Origin of the sequence: Mycobacterium sp., assembly GCF_036490025.1 — a bacterium.
Classification (GTDB): domain Bacteria; phylum Actinomycetota; class Actinomycetes; order Mycobacteriales; family Mycobacteriaceae; genus Mycobacterium.
Window position 1 is genome coordinate 14,222 of record NZ_DASXEP010000072.1, and the last position, 17,998, is coordinate 32,219.

Genomic DNA, 17,998 nt, shown 5'->3' on the forward strand with positions numbered 1-17,998 from the left:
CGGCGTGAGGAGGAGCCGGACAAGATGCCTAGGATGGGGCGCGAGCAATCCCTCGCCAACCAGAAAGGCAACACCGCGGTATGGCTGAGTTCATCTACACGATGAAAAAGGTCCGCAAGGCGCACGGCGACAAAGTCATCCTCGACGACGTCACCTTGAGCTTCTATCCGGGCGCCAAGATCGGTGTCGTCGGCCCCAACGGGGCAGGCAAGTCGAGCGTCTTGCGGATCATGGCCGGGCTGGACAAGCCGAACAACGGCGAGGCCTTCCTGGCCACCGATGCAACGGTCGGCATCCTGCTGCAGGAGCCGCCGCTGAACGAGGAGAAGACCGTTCGCGGCAATGTCGAGGAAGGCCTCGGCGACATCAAAGTCAAGCTCGATCGCTTCAACGAGGTCGCCGAACTGATGGCCACCGATTATTCCGACGAGTTGATGGACGAGATGGGCCGCCTGCAGGAAGAGCTCGACCACGCCAACGCGTGGGATCTGGACTCCCAGCTCGAGCAGGCCATGGACGCCCTGCGCTGCCCGCCGCCCGACGAGCCGGTGACGCACCTGTCCGGCGGTGAGCGGCGCCGGGTGGCGCTGTGCAAGTTGCTGCTGTCCAAACCGGACCTGCTGCTGCTCGACGAGCCGACCAACCACCTCGACGCCGAGAGCGTGCAGTGGCTCGAACAGCACCTGGCCGCGTACGAGGGCGCGGTGCTGGCGGTCACCCACGACCGGTATTTCCTGGACAACGTGGCCCAGTGGATCCTGGAGCTCGACCGCGGCCGCGCCTATCCCTACGAGGGCAACTACTCCACCTACCTGGAGAAGAAGGCCGAGCGGATCGGCGTGCAGGGCCGCAAGGACGCCAAGCTGCAGAAGCGGCTGACCGAGGAGCTGGCCTGGGTGCGTTCCGGCGCCAAAGCGCGTCAGGCCAAAAGCAAGGCCCGCCTGCAGCGTTACGAGGAAATGGCGGCCGAGGCCGAGAAGACCCGCAAGCTCGACTTCGAGGAGATCCAGATCCCCACCGGCCCGCGGCTGGGCAACCTGGTGGTCGAGGTCGACCACCTGGACAAGGGGTTTGAGGGACGCACGCTCATCAAGGACCTGTCGTTCACGCTGCCCCGCAACGGCATCGTCGGCGTCATCGGTCCCAACGGCGTCGGCAAAACCACGCTGTTCAAGACGATCGTCGGACTCGAACAGCCCGACAGCGGCACCGTCAAGGTCGGCGAGACCGTCAAGTTGAGCTACGTCGACCAGGCGCGCGGCGGCATCGATCCGAAGAAGACAGTCTGGCAAGTCGTCTCCGACGGACTGGACTACATCCAGGTGGGGCAGAACGAGATCCCGTCGCGGGCCTACGTGTCGGCGTTCGGTTTCAAGGGTCCCGACCAGCAGAAGCCGGCCGGGGTGTTGTCTGGTGGTGAACGCAACAGGCTCAATCTGGCGCTCACCCTCAAAGAGGGCGGAAACCTGATCCTGCTGGACGAGCCGACCAACGACCTCGACGTCGAGACGCTGGGCTCGCTGGAGAACGCGCTGGAGAAATTTCCCGGCTGCGCGGTGGTGATCTCCCACGACCGCTGGTTCCTCGACCGGACGTGCACGCACATCCTGGCGTGGGAAGGCGACGACGACAACGAAGCCAGGTGGTTCTGGTTCGAGGGCAACTTCGGCGCCTACGAGGAGAACAAGATCGAGCGGCTCGGAGCCGAGGCGGCGCGTCCGCACAGAGTGACTCACCGAAGGCTCACTCGCGACTAGGGTCAGGCGTGCCAGCGTTGGTATGCGTGCTGAGGAGCGGTCGGCATGACGGTTGATGCTCTGAACTGGACGAAGTTCACCGACAGCGACGACATCCCCGACTGGATCGTCACGGCCTACACCGAGACCTACCAAGGCCCGCACGACAACGGGGCCGAAGTAGAGTCCGTGTCCGCGCCCAATCCGGCTCCCGCGGTGACGCCGGCGCTGTTGAGCGCGCACTACCGGCTGGGTTCGCATCGGCCGGCAGGGCAGAGCCGGGTCGCCGTCTACCCACTCGACGACCCGGGCGGATTCGGTCCCGCCCTGCAGGTGGTCACCGACGACGGCGCGATGCTGATGGATTCGGTCACCGTCCTGCTGCATCGGCTCGGAGTGGCCTACACGGCGATCATGAACCCGGTTTTTCACGTCCGCCGGGACGATGCCGGAGACCTGCTCACGGTGCGGCCGAACGATTCCGGCGGCGACGGGATCGACGAGACCTGGATCCACGTCCAGCTCCTGCCGTCGGTGGACCGCAACGCCTTACATGAAGCCGAACGTTTGATGCCGGGTGTGCTCGCCGACTTGCGCCGGGTCGCAGCGGACTCGACAGCGATGATCGCCGTTCTGACCGACCTCGCCGACGACGTGCAAACCAACGCGAACGGGCACTACCCGGGCGCCAACGGCGGCGATGTCGCCATGTTGTTGCGTTGGCTGGCCGACGGGCATTTCACGCTGCTGGGGTATCAACGCTGTCCAGTCCACGACGGACGTGTGTCGGGCGATGCAGCGACGACCAGCCTCGGTGTATTGCGCCACCGCAAGCGTTCCCGTCCGCGCCTGACCGAGGAGCACGAACTGTTGGCGTTGGCGCAGACCGATGTTGCCAGTTATCTGCGTTTCGGTGCCTATCCCTATGTCTTCGCCGTCCGGGAGAACGCCGACGGCAGCGTCTTCGAGCATCGCCTCATCGGGTTGTTCACGGTGGCCGCGATGAACGCCGATGTCCTTGAGATCCCCATCATCTCGCGCAGCGTCCACGAGGTACTCACGTTGGCTGACCTCGACGCCGGCTACCCCGGACAACTGCTGCTCGACGTCATCCAGACCGTGCCCCGTTCGGAGCTTTTCGCGCGCAGCGCCGAGCAGTTGCTGGCGATGGCCAAGTCCGTGGTCGACCTCGGATCAGGACGACGGGCGTTGCTGTTCTTGCGCGCTGACCGTCTGGAGTACTTCGTCTCGTGCCTGGTCTACCTGCCGCGCGACCGCTACACGACGGCAGTGCGCTTGCAAATCGAAGACATCCTGGTTCGGGAATTCGGCGGCACCAGCCTCGAATTTACCGCTCGCGTCACCGAATCACCTTGGGCGCTATTGCATTTCATGGTCCGGTTGCGCGAAGACAACTCCACACACATCGACACCTCCGACACCAACCGGGTGCGGGTCCAGGCACTGCTGACCGAGGCCGCGCGTACCTGGTCCGACCGGCTGCTCGGCGAGGCGGCCGCGGCCGGGGTGGAGCCCCTCGAGTCTGAGCATTACACGGCCGCGTTCTCCGAGGCGTACAAACAGGCCGTCACCCCGGCCGATGCGATCAATGACATCGCCATCTTCGAAGAGCTGACTGACGACTCGGTCAAGCTGGTGCTGTCCGACCACGACTATGACGAGACCGTCCGGCTGACATGGTATTTGGGCGGCCGAACGGCATCGCTGAGCCAGCTGCTGCCGATGCTGCAGTCCATGGGTGTGGTCGTGCTCGAGGAGCGGCCGTTCACGGTGAATCGCCCGGACGGCTTGCCGGTGTGGATCTACCAGTTCAAGATCGCGCCGCAACCCACTGTCCCGCTGGCGAAACCCGGACCTGAACGTGAGGCGACCGCCCAGCGCTTCGCCGATGCGGTGACCGCGATCTGGGAAGGCCGCGCTGAGATCGACAGGTTCAACGAGCTGGTGATGCGTGCCGACCTGAACTGGCAGCAGGTTGTGCTGCTACGCTGCTACGCGAAATATCTGCGGCAGGCCGGTTTTCCGTATAGTCAGTCGCACATCGAATCGGTGGTCAACGAAAACCCGCACACCGCACGGTCATTGGTCACGTTGTTCGAGGCTTTGTTCGATCCCGATCCGTCGAGCTCGCCGAAGAGCCGTGACGCGCAGGCCGCCGCGGCGGCGGTCGCCTCGGATATCGACGCGTTGGTGAGCATGGATACTGATCGTGTCCTGCGCGCGTTCGCCGAACTGATTCAGGCCACGCTGCGCACCAATTACTTTGTGACACAAGAGTGGTCGGCCCGCAGTAGCAATGTGCTGTCGTTGAAATTGGATGCCCAGCTGATCGAGGAGCTTCCGCTGCCGCGTCCGAAGTTCGAGATCTTCGTGTACTCGCCCCGGGTCGAGGGGGTGCACCTGCGATTCGGCTACGTGGCGCGCGGTGGACTGCGCTGGTCGGACCGTCGGGAGGACTTCCGCACCGAAATCCTGGGCCTGGTCAAGGCTCAGGCCGTGAAGAACGCGGTCATCGTGCCGGTCGGCGCCAAGGGCGGTTTCGTCGTCAAACAACCGCCGCTGCCCTCGGGTGAGCCGGCCGCCGACCGCGACGCCAATCGCAACGAAGGAGTCGCCTGCTACAAGCTGTTCATCTCCGGACTGCTCGACATCACCGACAATGTCGATCACACCACCCGCGAGGTCACCGCCCCGCCGGGAGTCGTGCGGCGAGACGGCGACGATGCCTATCTGGTGGTGGCCGCCGACAAAGGCACCGCCACGTTTTCCGACATTGCCAACGACGTCGCAAAGTCCTACGGCTTCTGGCTGGGCGACGCCTTTGCCTCCGGCGGATCAGTCGGCTACGACCACAAAGCGATGGGCATCACCGCCAAAGGTGCCTGGGAAGCGGTCAAGCGGCACTTCCGTGAGATGGGTGTCGACACCCAGTCCGAGGACTTCACCGTGGTCGGCGTCGGCGACATGAGCGGTGATGTGTTCGGCAACGGCATGCTGTTGTCCACCCACATTCGCTTACTGGCCGCCTTCGACCACCGGCACATCTTTTTGGACCCCGACCCCGATCCCGCCGCGTCGTGGCAGGAACGACGACGTATGTTCGACCTGGCCCGCTCCAGCTGGGAGGACTACGACACATCGTTGATCAGCGAGGGCGGTGGGGTGTACAGCCGCGAACAGAAAGCGATCCCGATCAGCGACCAGGTGCGCGAGGCGTTGCGAATCGAAGAAGACGTCACCGAGATGGCGCCACCGAATCTGGTGCGCGCGATTCTGCGGGCGCCGGTGGATCTGTTGTTCAACGGCGGGATCGGAACCTACGTCAAGGCTGAGGCAGAATCCGATGCCGATGTGGGCGACCGGGCCAACGATGCGCTTCGGGTCAATGCGAACCAACTGCGCGCGAAAGTCGTTGGCGAGGGCGGCAATCTCGGTGTCACGGCGCGCGGTCGGGTCGAGTTCGACTTGTGTGGCGGGCGGATCAACACCGATGCGATGGACAACTCGGCCGGTGTGGATTGCTCAGATCATGAGGTCAACATCAAAATTCTGGTCGACGCGCAGGTGACCGCGGGCAACATCGACCCAGGTGAACGCACGCAGCTACTCGAGTCGATGACCGACGAGGTCGCTGACTTGGTGCTCGCCGACAACGCTGACCAGAACGACTTGATCGGCACCAGTCGCGCCAATGCCCCCAGCCTGTTGCCCGTACACGCCGACCAGATCAAATATTTCGTCGCCGAGCGCGGGCTCAACCGCGAGCTCGAGGCGCTGCCCTCCGATAAGGAGATCGCGCGTCGACTCGAGGTCGGCCTGGGGCTCACGTCGCCGGAACTCGCGACGTTGATGGCGCACGTCAAGTTGGCGCTCAAAGACGAACTGCTAGGTACCGATCTACCGGATCAAGAGGTGTTCGCCGGCAAGCTGCCGCAATATTTCCCGTCGCAGCTGCGGGCCCGGTGCGGTCCGGCGATCCGTTCGCACCAACTGAGGCGGGAGATCGTGACCACCATCCTGGTGAACGATCTGGTGGACACTGCCGGCATCAGCTACGACTACCGGATGACCCAGGACACCGGGGTCAGTCCGGTGGATGCGGTACGCACCTACGCCGCGACCGACGCGATCTTCGGCGTGGAGCAGCTGTGGCATAGCATTCGCTCGGCCGGGCTGCCGATCGCAGTGTCCGATCAGATGACGTTGGATACCCGTCGGCTGATCGACCGTGCCGGGCGCTGGTTGCTCAACTATCGTCCGCAGCCGTTGGCAGTGGGCGCCGAAATCAACCGATTCGCAACCAAAGTGGCCGCACTGACGCCGCGGATGTCGGAGTGGCTGCGCGGTGACGACAAGGCGATCGTCGAGAAGGAAGCGGCTGAGTTCGTCAGGCAGGGCGCCTCGGAGGACCTTGCCTACATGGTTGCCACCGGCCTGTACCGGTACAGCCTGCTCGACATCATCGACGTCGCCGACATCGACGACCACGATCCCGCCGAGGTCGCTGACACCTATTTCGCGTTGATGGACCGGCTGGGAACCGACGGCCTGTTGACCGCGGTGTCCGAACTGCCACGAAGCGATCGCTGGCATTCGTTGGCGCGCTTGGCGATTCGTGACGATATCTACTCGTCGCTGCGGTCGTTGTGTTTCGAAGTGCTCGCTGTCGGTGAGCCGGATGAAACCGGCGAGGAGAAGATCGCCGAGTGGGAACACACCAGCGTGTCGCGGGTGGAGCGGGCACGGCGAACATTGATCGAGATATACGAAAGCGGTCAAAGGGATTTGGCCACATTGTCGGTGGCGGCGCGCCAGATTCGCTCGATGACCCGCACCAGCGGTCGAGGAGCAGCAGGTTGAGTACCGGTTTCGTCGCGGCGGTCCCGGTCCGCTGGTCGGACATCGACATGTACCAGCATGTCAATCACGCGACCATGGTCACCATCATGGAAGAGGCTCGCGTCCCGTTCCTCTCGCCGGCCTTCGCGGGGGATATTGCGACCGTCGGCCTGCTGATCGCCGACGTGCGTGTCACCTACAAAGGTCAGCTGCGCCTGACCGATTCCCCGTTACAGGTCGCCATGTGGGTGAAGCGTTTGCGAGCAGTCGATTTCACGATCGGCTACGAAGTGCGTGCGGTGAATGCTCCTCGGGAATCGAAGCCCGCCGTCATCGGCGAGTCGCAACTGGCAGCGTTCAACATCGACGAGCAGCGGCTGGTGCGCCTGGCCCCGCATCATCGGGAATACCTGCAGCGGTGGCTGAGATAGCCGATCGCGGCTTGTGGCTGGGGCCAGAGTCCATCGCCGCCCATCGCGCGGACCTGGCCGCATTCGTCGAGCGGGCGGCCCGGCTCGACGCCGCTACGGTCATCCGGTTGCGTACGCGTTCGCCCGGGCAATTCATCGCGTGGGCGTCCACCGGCCTGGACGTGCTGGCCAGCAGGGTAGTGGCCGGCATTGTCCGGCCTGACGACTTGTCAGTCGGCGCAGACGAATTGGAGCGCGGACTGGCTGCCATCGACGGCTCGGGATACGTCAATCCGGGCTTTCCGATGGATTCCGCGTGGCGGGGAGCACTGCCACCGGACTCCGGCTTCGCCCACCTCGACGACGTACCGGCCCGCCTGATGCTCGATTTGGCCCAACGCGGCGGACAATTAGCCAAAGAGCACGGCAGCGCTCATGGTCCTCCAGTGTCGCTGCTGGACCAGGAGGTGATCCGAGTCAGCTCGGCAGAAGGCAGCGTCGGTGTGCCGATGAGATGTGTATTCGCGCTGACGGCAATGGGTTTCCTGCCACCGTCGGCAGAGGCTGTCGATGCCGACGAGATCGTGCGGGTTCGTGTGCTGCCGGCCTGGTTGCGCATCGACGCCCGGTTCGGTTCGGTGTACCGGCGTCGCGGTGACCCGGCGCTGGTGCTGCGCTGAGCCGCGTCACGGCGGATAGCGCAACCACAGGGGCAGCACATCGTTGAGGTGGTCCATGAATTTCTTCAGGCCCACCCGATATTGGCCGTAGCCGTAGGCGTCTACCGCATACGCCGGAAACGCGATACCCAGCCCGAATAAGCCGGGAGCGATGATCCCGTTGGTCGGGTTGTAATCCAGTTGGCCCCATGGCTTGATCTCGGGCAGCTTTCTGCGCTCGAACCCGACCGTATATATGGCGCGGTCGCATGCGGCGAGCTTGTCGGCGAAATCCTCACTGCCGGTCCAACATCGCTCGAGTCGTTCGGGAAGCACGCCGTCGATATTCTCCCGCGCCCACTCTGCCGCCCGCCCTTTGAGGCCGGTATCGTCGAAAAGAATCCAATCATCAAGGTATATAGCGTATTTGAGTGGACTTCGATAGAAGTTGATCACTCGCTGCACCGGCTGGCGCAGCAGATGCGGTAGGGCGATCATCGTCGAGTGGGACGACCCAAAAACCGCGACCGTGGCATTCTCCAGCGGCTGTTGTGCGAGCTTCTGCGGGTCGAGGGCGACTTCCAGCGGGATCTCTGTCAGATGGGGGTAGGAAAGCTTTTTGGGAGCTGCCCCAACGGCAAGGATCACGTTGGTGGAGCTGATGTCGCCTTGCTGCGTCTGGATTTTCCACTGCCTGTTCGCCAGGGACAATGTGGTCGCCGATGTTTGAAAGTCATCAACCGCCTGACGTAGATGCTCGATGATCCACACCACGGGTTGCGCGATCAGCGCCAGAGCGCACGTCTCCTGCGGGTCCACTTCTTGGAGCGGCATCGGAGGCGCGGATGAGAAGCGAAATGCCGAAGACCCGTTCAGGTAACTGAGGAACATTCCGACCTGCGTGTTACTCGAAACCGACCGCCACTTCTCGCCGAGGTCACCACCGGCAAAAGCCGGATCGATCCAGGCGATCTTGTCCGGCGCGATTCCCTGGTCAAGGAGCCTGCCCACGGCGGCGGTCCCGGCGGGCCCGGCTCCGACGACCGTCCACTCGTAGGTTGTCATCCACATCATTTAAGAGAACCGAACGCACACCCGCTACCCGTGGGGCCTGGGTCAGATAAGCCACACAGCGGCGTTGGGCGGCAACGTCCCGCCGACGGTGGGTGCGCTGGCCAGTAGGACTTCGCCGTCCGGCAGCGGCAGTGGCCGCGTGCCGGTGTTGAGCACGCAGCGCAGCCCGCCGCCGCGGCCGGCGAACCCAAGTGCGCCGCGGGGCACATCCAGCCAGTCGATGCCTTCCCCGGCGAATTCCACACGGCTACGACGCATTTCGAGAGCGTTCCGGAAGAACGACAGCGTCGAATGGGCATCGGCGAGCTGCTTTTCGACCGTCAGCGCCATCCATTCCGGCGGCATCGGCAACCAGGTGTCAGCCGATGTGGAGAAACCGAACGGGGGAGTGTCGCCACGCCACGGAATCGGGATGCGACATCCGTCGCGGCCACGGACGGTGTGACCCGATCGTTCCCACGTCGGATCCCGCAGTGCTTCGTCGGGCAACTCGACGTTGGCCAGTCCCAATTCCTGGCCGTTGTAGAGGAACACCGCGCCGGGCAGGGCGAGCGTCACCAACGCCATCGCGCGCGCCCGATCCAGTCCGACCGCACCCTCGCCGTAACGACTGGGTGCCCGTACGACATCGTGATTTTCCAATGTCCATGTGGGAGTGGCATTTTCAATTGCGGCGGCGGTCAGGGTGTTTTCGATCGCTTCATGGATTTCGGTGATGTCGAATTCGGCCCGCACCATGCGGAAGTTGAAACCCAGGTGCAGTTCGTCAGCGCGCAGATACTCGGCCCAGCTGGCGTTGTCGAAGACCCAGACCTCGCCGATGGTCACCGCCTCGGGGTAGTCGTCCATCACCTTGCGGATATCGCGGTGAATCGCATGCACATTGGGATGGTTGAACCGTGGATCACCGTCGCTGAGCAACCGCGGCCGCATCTCGACATCCGTGTCCGGAAGGCCCGGCGGTTTGGCCATCCCGTGCGCGACGTCGATGCGGAAGCCGTCGACGCCGCGTTCCAGCCAGAACCGCAACGTCTTTTCGAGGTCGTCGAAAACCTCCGGGTTGTCCCAGTTGAGATCGGGCTGTTCGACGTCGAAAAGATGCAGGTACCACTGACCGGGTCTGCCGTCCGGCTCGACGATTCGGGTCCAGGACGGGCCGCCGAACACCGACTGCCAGTTATTGGGCGGCGCCGCCCCGCCCGGCCCGCGACCGTCGCGGAAGATGTAGCGGTTGCGCTCGGCGCTGCCCGGTTCGGCGGTCAGTGCCTCGCGAAACCACGGATGCTCCGAGCTGGTGTGGTTGGGCACCAAATCCATGGTGATCTTGATGCCCCGCTCGTGCGCCGACGCGATCAGCCGCTCGAAAGCGGACAGGTCACCGAACAACGGGTCGATGTCCCGCGGATCCGACACGTCGTAGCCGTGATCGGCCATCGGGGACACCATGATCGGGCTGAACCAGATCGCGTCGATGCCGAGTCGGTCCAGATAGTCCAGCTGTGCTGCCACTCCGTCGATGTCACCAACGCCGTCGCCGTTTCCGTCGGCGAATGATCGCGGATAGACCTGGTAGAACACCGCGTCCGCCCACCACGGCCGCTGTTGCTGGGAACCCATCAGAACTCCGAGTTGACCAGGGAGTGAGCGGCCATTTCCAGGTAATCGAGCAACGCCTTGCGATGCGCGTCGTCGAGAGTTGCCGAATCGATGGACGCGACCGCGGTGTGCATGCACCGCAGCCAGGCGTCGCGCTCGAAGGGGCCGATCTGGAACGGCACATGTCGCATCCGCAGCCGCGGATGGCCGCGCCGATCGGAATAGGTTCGGGGGCCACCCCAGTACTGCTCGAGAAACATCCGCAGCCGTTCCTCGGCGCCCGCCAGATCGTCCTCGGGATACACGCGCCGCAGAATTTCGTCCTCGGGGACCAGTTCATAGAAGCGCGCCACGATCGCGTGGAACGTCTCTGCGCCGCCGACCGCGTCGTAGAAGGTGTGTTCTGGTTGTTCCATCGTCTCCATTGTGAGCCATGCCCAGAGCGGGCAGCTGAGCGCCGTATGAACCTTGGTCGCGGAAGCCGCCACCGGCTATTCACCGGATTGACCAGCCAACACCGGCCAATTTGGCGTGCGCTGGCTGGCGAATCGTGATGGACTGTTCGGCGGAGGACGTATGGCGCAGCGCAAAAAACGCCGCAGCCACCACATTTTGGCTGCCGCGGCGGGCCTCACCGGGCCCGCGATCGGCTCGACCCTGCACAGCGTTCAAAGTGTCGACACCCACCCGCCCGTCTCGCATGAAGCCGGATCGATCTGGAATCGCCGACGGGTGCTGCTGCTGAATTCCACCTATGAGCCGTTGACCGCGTTGCCGGTCCGGCGGGCGATCATCATGTTGGTCTGCGGCAAGGCCGACGTGGTGCACGACGATCCGTCCGGACCCGTCATCCACTCGACAAGCCGATCGATCGCGGTGCCCTCGGTGATCCGGCTGCGCACGTTCGTCCGGGTGCCCTATCGGGCCCGTGTCCCGATGACGCGCGCGGCACTGATGCACCGGGATCGTTTCTGTTGCGCCTACTGCGGGGCCAAGGCGGACACCGTCGACCATGTGGTGCCGCGCAGTCGCGGCGGCGACCACTCGTGGGAGAACTGCGTAGCGTGCTGTTCGGACTGCAACCACCGCAAAGGCGACAAGTTGCTGACGGAGCTGGGCTGGTCGTTGCGATTGGCGCCGACGTCGCCCCAGGGGCAGCACTGGCGGCTGCTGTCGACGGTCAAAGAGCTCGACCCGTCCTGGGCGCGATACCTCGGCGAAGGTGCGGCCTAGCTCGGTGACGATGCGCGGTGGGATACGGTTTGCGTCGTGAGCATGGAAATCCACGCGCTGTTTCTGGGTGTCCCGTTGTTGCTGGTCGTCCTGCTTGCGGCGCTGATCTGGTCAGGCAAGGGTCCGCACCCGGCGACCTACACGATGTCAGAACCCTGGACGCATCCTCCGATCCTGTGGGCGGGCACCGACGAGGTCGTCGGTCACGGCGCTCACGGCGCATCCGAGTTCAGCGTGGGAGGTGGCGCAAGTGGCACGTGGTGAGCTCGCAACGGTGACACCCGCCGAGCTGCCGCCCGGCTCGGTGATCACGACCAGTGGACGCATCTCCGGCGTCACCGAGCCTGGCGAAGTGTCGGTGCACTACCCGTTTCCGATCAACGATCTGGTCACCCTTGACGACGCGCTGACCTACGGATCGCGCGCCGCGGGTGCACGTTTCGCCGTCTACATCGGCGGCCTGGGCACCGACACCGGCGCCCGGGCGCGCGAGATCTTGGCGGAGGTGCCGACACCCGACGACGCGGTGCTGATCGCCGTCTCACCGGATCAGCACGCGATCGAGATCGTCTACGGCTCACAGGTCCGGGGCCGGGGAGCCGAATCGGCTGCGCCACTGGGTGTCGCCGCCGCGGCGTCGGCGTTCAAGGACGGCAAGCTGATCGACGGGCTGGTCAGCGCGGTGCGCGTGACCAGCGCCGGCATCTCGCCTGCCTAGCCGGCACTTCCCGGTCAGGCCACCGCGCCGCCGTCGAATCGACGTGCCCGCAGCGACCGCTCGATTCCGGCGCGACCCTCGAGCACCAGTCGGCGTAACGCCGGGGGCAGTTCGGGATCGGCGAGGAATGCGTCGGCGGCGGCGATGCCGTCGTCGCTGATGTCCCATGACGGGTACAGGCCGACCACCACCGTCTGCGCCACTTCACTGGACCGGCGTTCCCATATGCCGCGGATCGCCGCGAAGTAGCGTGTGCCGAACGGCCTGAGCAGCTCGGCCTGACCCGGTTCGACGAAGCCGGCGATGATCGACCGGCCGACGATGTTGGGCAGCGTGTCGTCTTCGGTGACTCGTGTCCACGCCTTCTCTTTGACGGCCGGCTGTGGTCGCGCGGCCGAGGCTTGCGCGCCGTGCCGTTGACCAGCCGCAGTCGGGTCGCGCTTGACTTCGGCGTCGATGAAGGGCGTTTCCGGCCCGTCGGCGTCGATCTGGCCGGCGGCGGCCAGCGCAGTGACGATGCGCCAACGCAGATCGGTGTCGATAGCCAGGCCGGCCAGGCCCAAGTCGGCCGGGTCGTGATCGAGCAGGTCAGCCAGCACCGTCGCGTGGCGGGTCGAAAGCACCGAGGTGCACAGCGCGTTGACGAACGCCAGCTGGTGATCCGAGCCTGTCGCCGCGGCCCGCGCCAGCTCCAGCAGCCGGTCGGCGAATGCCGGCCAACCCTCTGAGCGCGCCCACTGTGGCTCCGCGTAAGAACGCAGCGCGGTCTGTGCCTGCAGCAGTAGCCGCTGTGCGACCCCGACCTCGGTTTCGGCTTGGATGCCGCCGGCGACCAGCGACACGAAATCGCGGGCCCGCAGCTCGGCGTCGCGGGTCATCTCCCAGGCCGCCGACCACGCCAACGTACGGGGCAGCGGTTCGGCGATGTCGGCGATGCGGTCCAGAGCGGTCCGCAGCGACTCGGTGTCCAGCCGCAGTGAGCAGTAGGTCAGATCGTCGTCGTTGACCAAGACCAGCTTGCCTTGTGAAACGCCAACCAGCGCAGCAACTTCCGTGCTTGCGCCACCGATGTCGAGTTCTTCGCGATGCGTCCGAACCAACTTGCCGTCGCCGTGGTCGTCGTAGATGCCGACCGCCAGGCGATGTACCCGCGTCTCGCCCGCGCCGGGTGTGGCACCACTTTGAGTGACCGCGAATCGGGTGAACCGGCCCTCGGTGTCGACGTCGAAGTCCGCGCGAAGAGTGTTGAGCCCGGTCGTCTTCAGCCATTGCCGGCCCCAGTCGGACAAGTCTCGGCCCGATGCCTTCTCCAGCGCGGCGAGCAGATCGTCGAAGGTGGCGTTGTCGAACGCGTGAGCGCGAAAGTAATCGCGCAGTCCGGACAGGAAGTGCTCCAGACCGACGTAGGCCACCAGTTGTTTGAGCACACTGGCGCCTTTGGCATAAGTGATGCCGTCGAAGTTGACCTCGACGGCTGCCAGGTCGGGAATGTCCGCGGCCACCGGATGCGTCGAGGGCAGCTGATCTTGGCGGTAGGCCCAGGACTTTTCGGCGTTGGCGAACGTGGTCCACGCCTCGGTGAATTCGGTGGCCTCGCTTTGACACAGCACCGAGGCGAAGGTGGCGAAAGATTCGTTGAGCCACAAGTCATCCCACCACCGCATGGTGACCAGATCGCCGAACCACATATGCGCCATCTCGTGCAGCACCGTCTCGGCGCGTCGCTCATAGGACGCCCGGGTCACCTTGCTGCGAAAGACGTAGTCCTCCAGGAACGTCACCGCGCCCGCGTTCTCCATCGCCCCCGCGTTGAACTCCGGCACGAACAACTGGTCATACTTACCGAACGCGTACGGCACACCAAAGTTCTTGTGGTAGAAGCCAAAACCCTGCTTCGTCTGGGTGAACAGCCGGTCGGCGTCCATGAATTCGGCCAGTGTGGCCCGGCAGAACACGCCCAACGCGATCTCGCCGTGCTCGTCGCGGTAGATGTCGTCCCAGCGCGCGTACGGCCCGGCGATCAGCGCCACCAGGTAGGTGCTCATCTTCGGCGTGGTCGCAAAGGTGTGCACGCCGCCCTCGGCGCTTACCGCGGCACCGTTGGACACCACCTGCCAGTGCTGCGGCGCGGTCACCGTTACATCGAACGTGGCTTTGAGGTCGGGTTGGTCGAAGCAGGCGAACATCCGTTTGGCGTCAGCGGTTTCGAACTGCGAGTACAGATACACCTCGCCGTCGACCGGGTCGACGAAGCGGTGCAAGCCTTCGCCGGTGTTCGAGTAGCGGCAGTCGGCGTCGACCACGACGACGTTGTGCTCGGCCAGCCCGCTCAGCGCGACGCCCGTCGATTCGTCGTAGCCGGATACGTCGAGTTCGCGGCCGTTGAGGGTCGCGCTACGGACGGTGCCGGCGGCGATGTCGATGACGGTGTCGGCACCGGCGAGTGCATCGAACGTCACGGTGGTGATGGACCGGAAGGTGTGATCGCCCGGCTTGCCGTCGCCGTCGGTGAGGTCCAAGGCGATTCGGTAATTGTCGACGCTGACCAGTGCGGCCCGTTCGACGGCCTGGTCACGGGTGAGGTTGGGGAGTGCCACGTATCCAACCTAGGCGTCTCGATACGCCCGGCGGGAATTGGACCGTCGCGGCTAGGGTTGTGTTGCACGGTGAGGCGACCGTCGAGGAGAGGACCCCGCATGCCCGAGAAGTCAGTTGCTGATTTTTGGTTCGACCCGCTGTGCCCGTGGGCCTGGATCACGTCCCGCTGGATTCTGGAAGTAGAAAAGGTTCGCGACATCGAGGTCAACTTCCGGGTGATGAGCCTGGCGGTGCTCAACGAGAACCGCGAGAACCTGCCCGCGGAGTACAAGGAGAAGCTCTCGAAGGCCTTCGGGCCGGTGCGGGTGGCGATCGCCGCCGAGCAGGCCCATGGCGCTGAGGTCCTCGCACCGCTGTACAAGGCGATGGGCACCCGCATTCACAACGAGGGCAACAAGGACCTCGACGACGTCATCAAGCAGTCGCTGCAGGAGCTGGATTTGCCGGCCGAGTTGGCCGACGCGGCCACCAGCGATGCCTACGACGACGCGCTGCGCAAGAGCCACCACGCCGGGATGGACGCGGTCGGCGAAGACGTCGGCACGCCGACCATTCACATCAACGGGACGGCGTTCTTCGGCCCGGTGCTGTCGAAGATTCCGCGCGGCGAAGAGGCGGGCAAGCTCTGGGACGCCTCGGTGACCTTCGCGGCCTATCCCCACTTCTGGGAGCTCAAGCGGACCCGCACCGAGGCCCCCGCGTTCGACTAGCGTCGATCGCCGGTGCAGGATCACGGTCATGCGCGTCTACCTCGGATCCGACCACGCCGGCTTCGAACTCAAACAGCAGATCATCGAGCACCTGACAACGTCCGGCCACGAACCCATCGATTGCGGCGCGTTCAGCTACGACGCCGACGATGATTACCCGGCGTTCTGCATCGCGGCCGCGAGCCGCACGGTGGCCGACCCGGGCAGCCTGGGCATCGTGTTGGGCGGATCCGGCAACGGTGAACAGATTGCCGCGAACAAAGTCCCGGGAGCGCGTTGTGCGCTGGGGTGGAGCGTGGAGACCGCGTCGCTGGCCCGCGAGCACAACAACGCTCAGTTGATCGGCATCGGCGGCCGGATGCATACGGTGCCCGAAGCCCTGGCCATCGTTGACGCTTTCCTGACCACCCCTTGGTCGAAAGCTGAACGCCACCAACGGCGTATCGACATACTCGACGAATACGAGCGCACCCATCAGGCGCCGCCGGTCCCCGGCGCCGACGGCGGGTAGCCGGCGTGCCCGAAGGGCATACGCTGCACCGACTGGCCCGGCTGCACCAGCGCCGCTACGCGGGTGCCGCGGTAGGGGTGTCCAGTCCGCAAGGCAGGTTCGCGGCGGCATCCGTCGACGGGCAGGTGCTGCGACAGGCCACCGCCTGGGGCAAGCACCTGTTCCACCACTACCTCGGCGGCGCGACGGTGCATGTGCACCTCGGCTTGTACGGCAAGTTCACCGAGTGGACACGATCGGCGGGCGACCCGATGCCCGACCCGGTCGGGGCGGTGCGAATGCGACTGATCGGCGCCGAGTACGGCACCGACTTACGCGGGCCGACGGTGTGTGAAGTCATCGACGACGCTCAGGTCGCCGACGTGGTCGCCCGACTCGGGCCCGACCCGCTCCGTCGCGACGCCGACCCGGCCTGGCCGTGGACTCGAATTACCAAGTCGCGCAGACCAATCGGAGCACTGCTCATGGATCAGACCATTATCGCCGGCGTCGGCAACGTCTATCGCAACGAGCTGCTCTTCCGTCATGGCATCGATCCGTACCGGTCGGGTCGGGCAATCGGTGAAGCGGAGTTCGACGCGGCGTGGATCGACTTGGTGGACTTGATGAAAGTCGGGTTACGTCGCGGCAAGATCATCACGGTGCGCCCCGAGCACGACTACGGCGCACCGTCGTACGGTCCGGGTCGACCGCGCACGTATGTCTATCGCCGCGCCGGTGATCCCTGCCGGGTATGCGGAACCCTAATCCGCACAGCCGAATTGGAAGGGCGCAACGTCTTCTGGTGCCCAACTTGCCAGACCTGACCGCAGGGCCGCCGGCTTCTCATCTGGCCGCTAGGCCCCGCTGGGCCAGTGCATAGCCTCGCGGCGTACGCATAACCCATGAACAAGTTCGTGAGCAGTGCGATTGCGTCGGCAGCGATCGCCGCAGCGTTGGGATTGACGGGTCTGGGCGGCAGCGCCGCGGCTCACGCGCAACCGGGACAGAATTGGTGCCCGAACGACTTCTGGGACCCGTCGTGGGGCACTAACTGGGATTGGAACAGCTGCCACGGCACCTGGGTGGCACCACCGAACGTTTCCAACGATCCGACGATCGTCCAACCGCCGCCGAGAATTGGCAGGCCGGGTGGACCCCGCGGCGCCGGGCCGGGTGGCCCAGGTGGCCCAGGATCGAGCGGGCCCGGCGGACCGGGTGATCCTGGCGGACCGGGAGGGCCCGGCGGACACGAACCGGGTGGGCCCGACGGACACGAACCGGGTGGTGGCCACGGCGGGCATGGCCCCGGTGGTCACGAGCCAGGTGGACCGGGCGGGCCCGGTGGTCCGGGTGGGCCCGGGGGTCCCGGTGGGCATGAGCCGGGTGGGCCCGGCGGGCCTGGGAGTAGCGAACCGGGCGGACCCAGTGAGCCTGGGGGTCCCGGGGGTCCCGGTGGGCATGAGCCGGGCGGGCCCGGCGGACCGGGTGAGCCCGGAGGTCCAGGAATAGGCGGCCCCGGGAGTTCCGGTGGCCATGAGCCCGCAGGGCCTGGGAGTGCCGAACCGGGCGTGCCGCAGTCGGGCGGCGAGCCGGGCGGAGCCGGAGCACCTGGAAGTGCCGAACCAGCCGGACCGCCGTCGGGCGGCGAGCCGGGCGGGGCCGGAGGACCGGCGGGCCAGGGATCTGAGCCTGCACCGGGCGCCTCTGGGCCGGATGCCGCCACTGCAGGCCCTGACGCGTCGGCCCCTGGACCGGATGCCAATGCCCCTGGCCCTGACGCATCGGTCCCTGGGCCTGATGCCAGCAGCTCTGGCCCGGATGCCAGCAGCTCTGGACCTGACGTCAGTGGACCGGCCGACGCCGGCGGGCCGTCCATGGGAGCCGACGACTCGGGTGGGGCCGGCGCATCAG

Annotated in this window: 15 protein-coding genes; 11 read left to right on the plus strand and 4 right to left on the minus strand. The window is 65.5% G+C overall.

Annotated elements, in window-relative coordinates:
• Positions 1 to 80 precede the first annotated feature (80 nt).
• The 4 genes from ettA to VGG53_RS08130 are packed head-to-tail and all read left to right on the plus strand — an operon-like array spanning position 81 to position 7,686.
• The gene (gene ettA / locus VGG53_RS08115) at positions 81 to 1,757 is read left to right on the plus strand and encodes an energy-dependent translational throttle protein EttA (RefSeq protein WP_331517534.1); all 1,677 of its coding nucleotides are present in this window, start codon (positions 81 to 83) and stop codon (positions 1,755 to 1,757) included.
• Positions 1,758 to 1,802: 45 nt separating this feature from the next.
• Complete coding sequence (locus VGG53_RS08120) at positions 1,803 to 6,617, plus strand: NAD-glutamate dehydrogenase (protein ID WP_331517535.1); 4,815 nt, start codon at positions 1,803 to 1,805, stop codon at positions 6,615 to 6,617.
• A complete protein-coding gene (locus tag VGG53_RS08125; RefSeq protein ID WP_331517536.1) occupies positions 6,614 to 7,027 on the plus strand; it encodes a thioesterase family protein in 414 nt (137 codons plus the stop codon). The genes VGG53_RS08120 and VGG53_RS08125 overlap by 4 nt, the downstream gene beginning before the upstream one ends.
• Positions 7,015 to 7,686 carry a hypothetical protein gene (locus VGG53_RS08130; RefSeq protein WP_331517537.1) on the plus strand — a complete coding sequence of 224 codons (672 nt, stop codon included), beginning with the start codon at positions 7,015 to 7,017 and terminating at the stop codon, positions 7,684 to 7,686. Before VGG53_RS08125 ends, VGG53_RS08130 begins: the two co-directional genes overlap by 13 nt.
• 6 nt (positions 7,687 to 7,692) lie before the next feature.
• Here the strand turns inward: VGG53_RS08130 and VGG53_RS08135 are convergent, their stop codons facing one another.
• From VGG53_RS08135 to VGG53_RS08145, 3 genes are read right to left on the minus strand one after another with little or no spacing between them, the layout of a single operon-like run.
• The gene (locus VGG53_RS08135; RefSeq protein WP_331517538.1) at positions 7,693 to 8,730 is read right to left on the minus strand and encodes a pyridine nucleotide-disulfide oxidoreductase; all 1,038 of its coding nucleotides are present in this window, start codon (positions 8,728 to 8,730) and stop codon (positions 7,693 to 7,695) included.
• Between the two features lie 51 nt (positions 8,731 to 8,781).
• Positions 8,782 to 10,356 carry a glycoside hydrolase family 13 protein gene (locus VGG53_RS08140; RefSeq protein WP_331517539.1) on the minus strand — a complete coding sequence of 525 codons (1,575 nt, stop codon included), beginning with the start codon at positions 10,354 to 10,356 and terminating at the stop codon, positions 8,782 to 8,784.
• Entirely contained in the window at positions 10,356 to 10,760 is a 405-nt protein-coding gene (locus VGG53_RS08145; RefSeq protein ID WP_414688915.1) for a globin, read from the minus strand. Before VGG53_RS08145 ends, VGG53_RS08140 begins: the two co-directional genes overlap by 1 nt.
• 151 nt (positions 10,761 to 10,911) lie before the next feature.
• Here VGG53_RS08145 and VGG53_RS08150 point away from each other — a divergent pair, with 151 nt between their 5' ends.
• From VGG53_RS08150 to VGG53_RS08160, 3 genes are read left to right on the plus strand one after another with little or no spacing between them, the layout of a single operon-like run.
• Entirely contained in the window at positions 10,912 to 11,568 is a 657-nt protein-coding gene (locus VGG53_RS08150; RefSeq protein WP_331517541.1) for an HNH endonuclease, read from the plus strand.
• A 42-nt stretch (positions 11,569 to 11,610) separates the two neighbouring features.
• A complete protein-coding gene (locus tag VGG53_RS08155; protein WP_331517589.1) occupies positions 11,611 to 11,832 on the plus strand; it encodes a hypothetical protein in 222 nt (73 codons plus the stop codon).
• Entirely contained in the window at positions 11,819 to 12,286 is a 468-nt protein-coding gene (locus VGG53_RS08160; RefSeq protein WP_331517542.1) for a DUF5130 domain-containing protein, read from the plus strand. Before VGG53_RS08155 ends, VGG53_RS08160 begins: the two co-directional genes overlap by 14 nt.
• Positions 12,287 to 12,300: 14 nt before the next feature.
• Here VGG53_RS08160 and pepN read toward each other — a convergent pair whose 3' ends face one another.
• Entirely contained in the window at positions 12,301 to 14,883 is a 2,583-nt protein-coding gene (gene pepN / locus VGG53_RS08165; RefSeq protein ID WP_331517543.1) for an aminopeptidase N, read from the minus strand.
• A gap of 99 nt (positions 14,884 to 14,982) precedes the next feature.
• Here pepN and VGG53_RS08170 point away from each other — a divergent pair, with 99 nt between their 5' ends.
• From VGG53_RS08170 to VGG53_RS08185, 4 genes are all read left to right on the plus strand, one after another.
• Positions 14,983 to 15,594, plus strand: coding sequence for a DsbA family protein (locus VGG53_RS08170; protein WP_331517544.1), 612 nt, complete (start codon positions 14,983 to 14,985; stop codon positions 15,592 to 15,594).
• A gap of 28 nt (positions 15,595 to 15,622) precedes the next feature.
• Positions 15,623 to 16,105: a ribose-5-phosphate isomerase gene (locus VGG53_RS08175; protein WP_331517545.1), complete on the plus strand. Its 483-nt coding sequence runs from the start codon at positions 15,623 to 15,625 to the stop codon at positions 16,103 to 16,105.
• Positions 16,106 to 16,110: 5 nt separating this feature from the next.
• The gene (locus tag VGG53_RS08180) at positions 16,111 to 16,911 is read left to right on the plus strand and encodes an Fpg/Nei family DNA glycosylase (protein WP_331517546.1); all 801 of its coding nucleotides are present in this window, start codon (positions 16,111 to 16,113) and stop codon (positions 16,909 to 16,911) included.
• Positions 16,912 to 17,269: 358 nt separating this feature from the next.
• A complete protein-coding gene (locus VGG53_RS08185) occupies positions 17,270 to 17,596 on the plus strand; it encodes a hypothetical protein (protein WP_331517547.1) in 327 nt (108 codons plus the stop codon).
• Positions 17,597 to 17,998: the final 402 nt, after the last annotated feature.

What these genes read in the sequence shown, in the direction of transcription:
- VGG53_RS08150 (WP_331517541.1), top strand. Translation starts at nt 10,912, where the DNA reads ATGGCGCAGCGCAAAAAACGCCGCAGCCACCACATTTTGGCTGCCGCG.
- VGG53_RS08135 (WP_331517538.1), bottom strand. Translation starts at nt 8,730, where the DNA reads ATGACAACCTACGAGTGGACGGTCGTCGGAGCCGGGCCCGCCGGGACC.
- VGG53_RS08140 (WP_331517539.1), bottom strand. Translation starts at nt 10,356, where the DNA reads ATGGGTTCCCAGCAACAGCGGCCGTGGTGGGCGGACGCGGTGTTCTAC.
- VGG53_RS08170 (WP_331517544.1), top strand. Translation starts at nt 14,983, where the DNA reads ATGCCCGAGAAGTCAGTTGCTGATTTTTGGTTCGACCCGCTGTGCCCG.
- VGG53_RS08155 (WP_331517589.1), top strand. Translation starts at nt 11,611, where the DNA reads ATGGAAATCCACGCGCTGTTTCTGGGTGTCCCGTTGTTGCTGGTCGTC.
- VGG53_RS08175 (WP_331517545.1), top strand. Translation starts at nt 15,623, where the DNA reads ATGCGCGTCTACCTCGGATCCGACCACGCCGGCTTCGAACTCAAACAG.
- ettA (WP_331517534.1), top strand. Translation starts at nt 81, where the DNA reads ATGGCTGAGTTCATCTACACGATGAAAAAGGTCCGCAAGGCGCACGGC.
- VGG53_RS08145 (WP_414688915.1), bottom strand. Translation starts at nt 10,760, where the DNA reads ATGGAGACGATGGAACAACCAGAACACACCTTCTACGACGCGGTCGGC.
- VGG53_RS08120 (WP_331517535.1), top strand. Translation starts at nt 1,803, where the DNA reads ATGACGGTTGATGCTCTGAACTGGACGAAGTTCACCGACAGCGACGAC.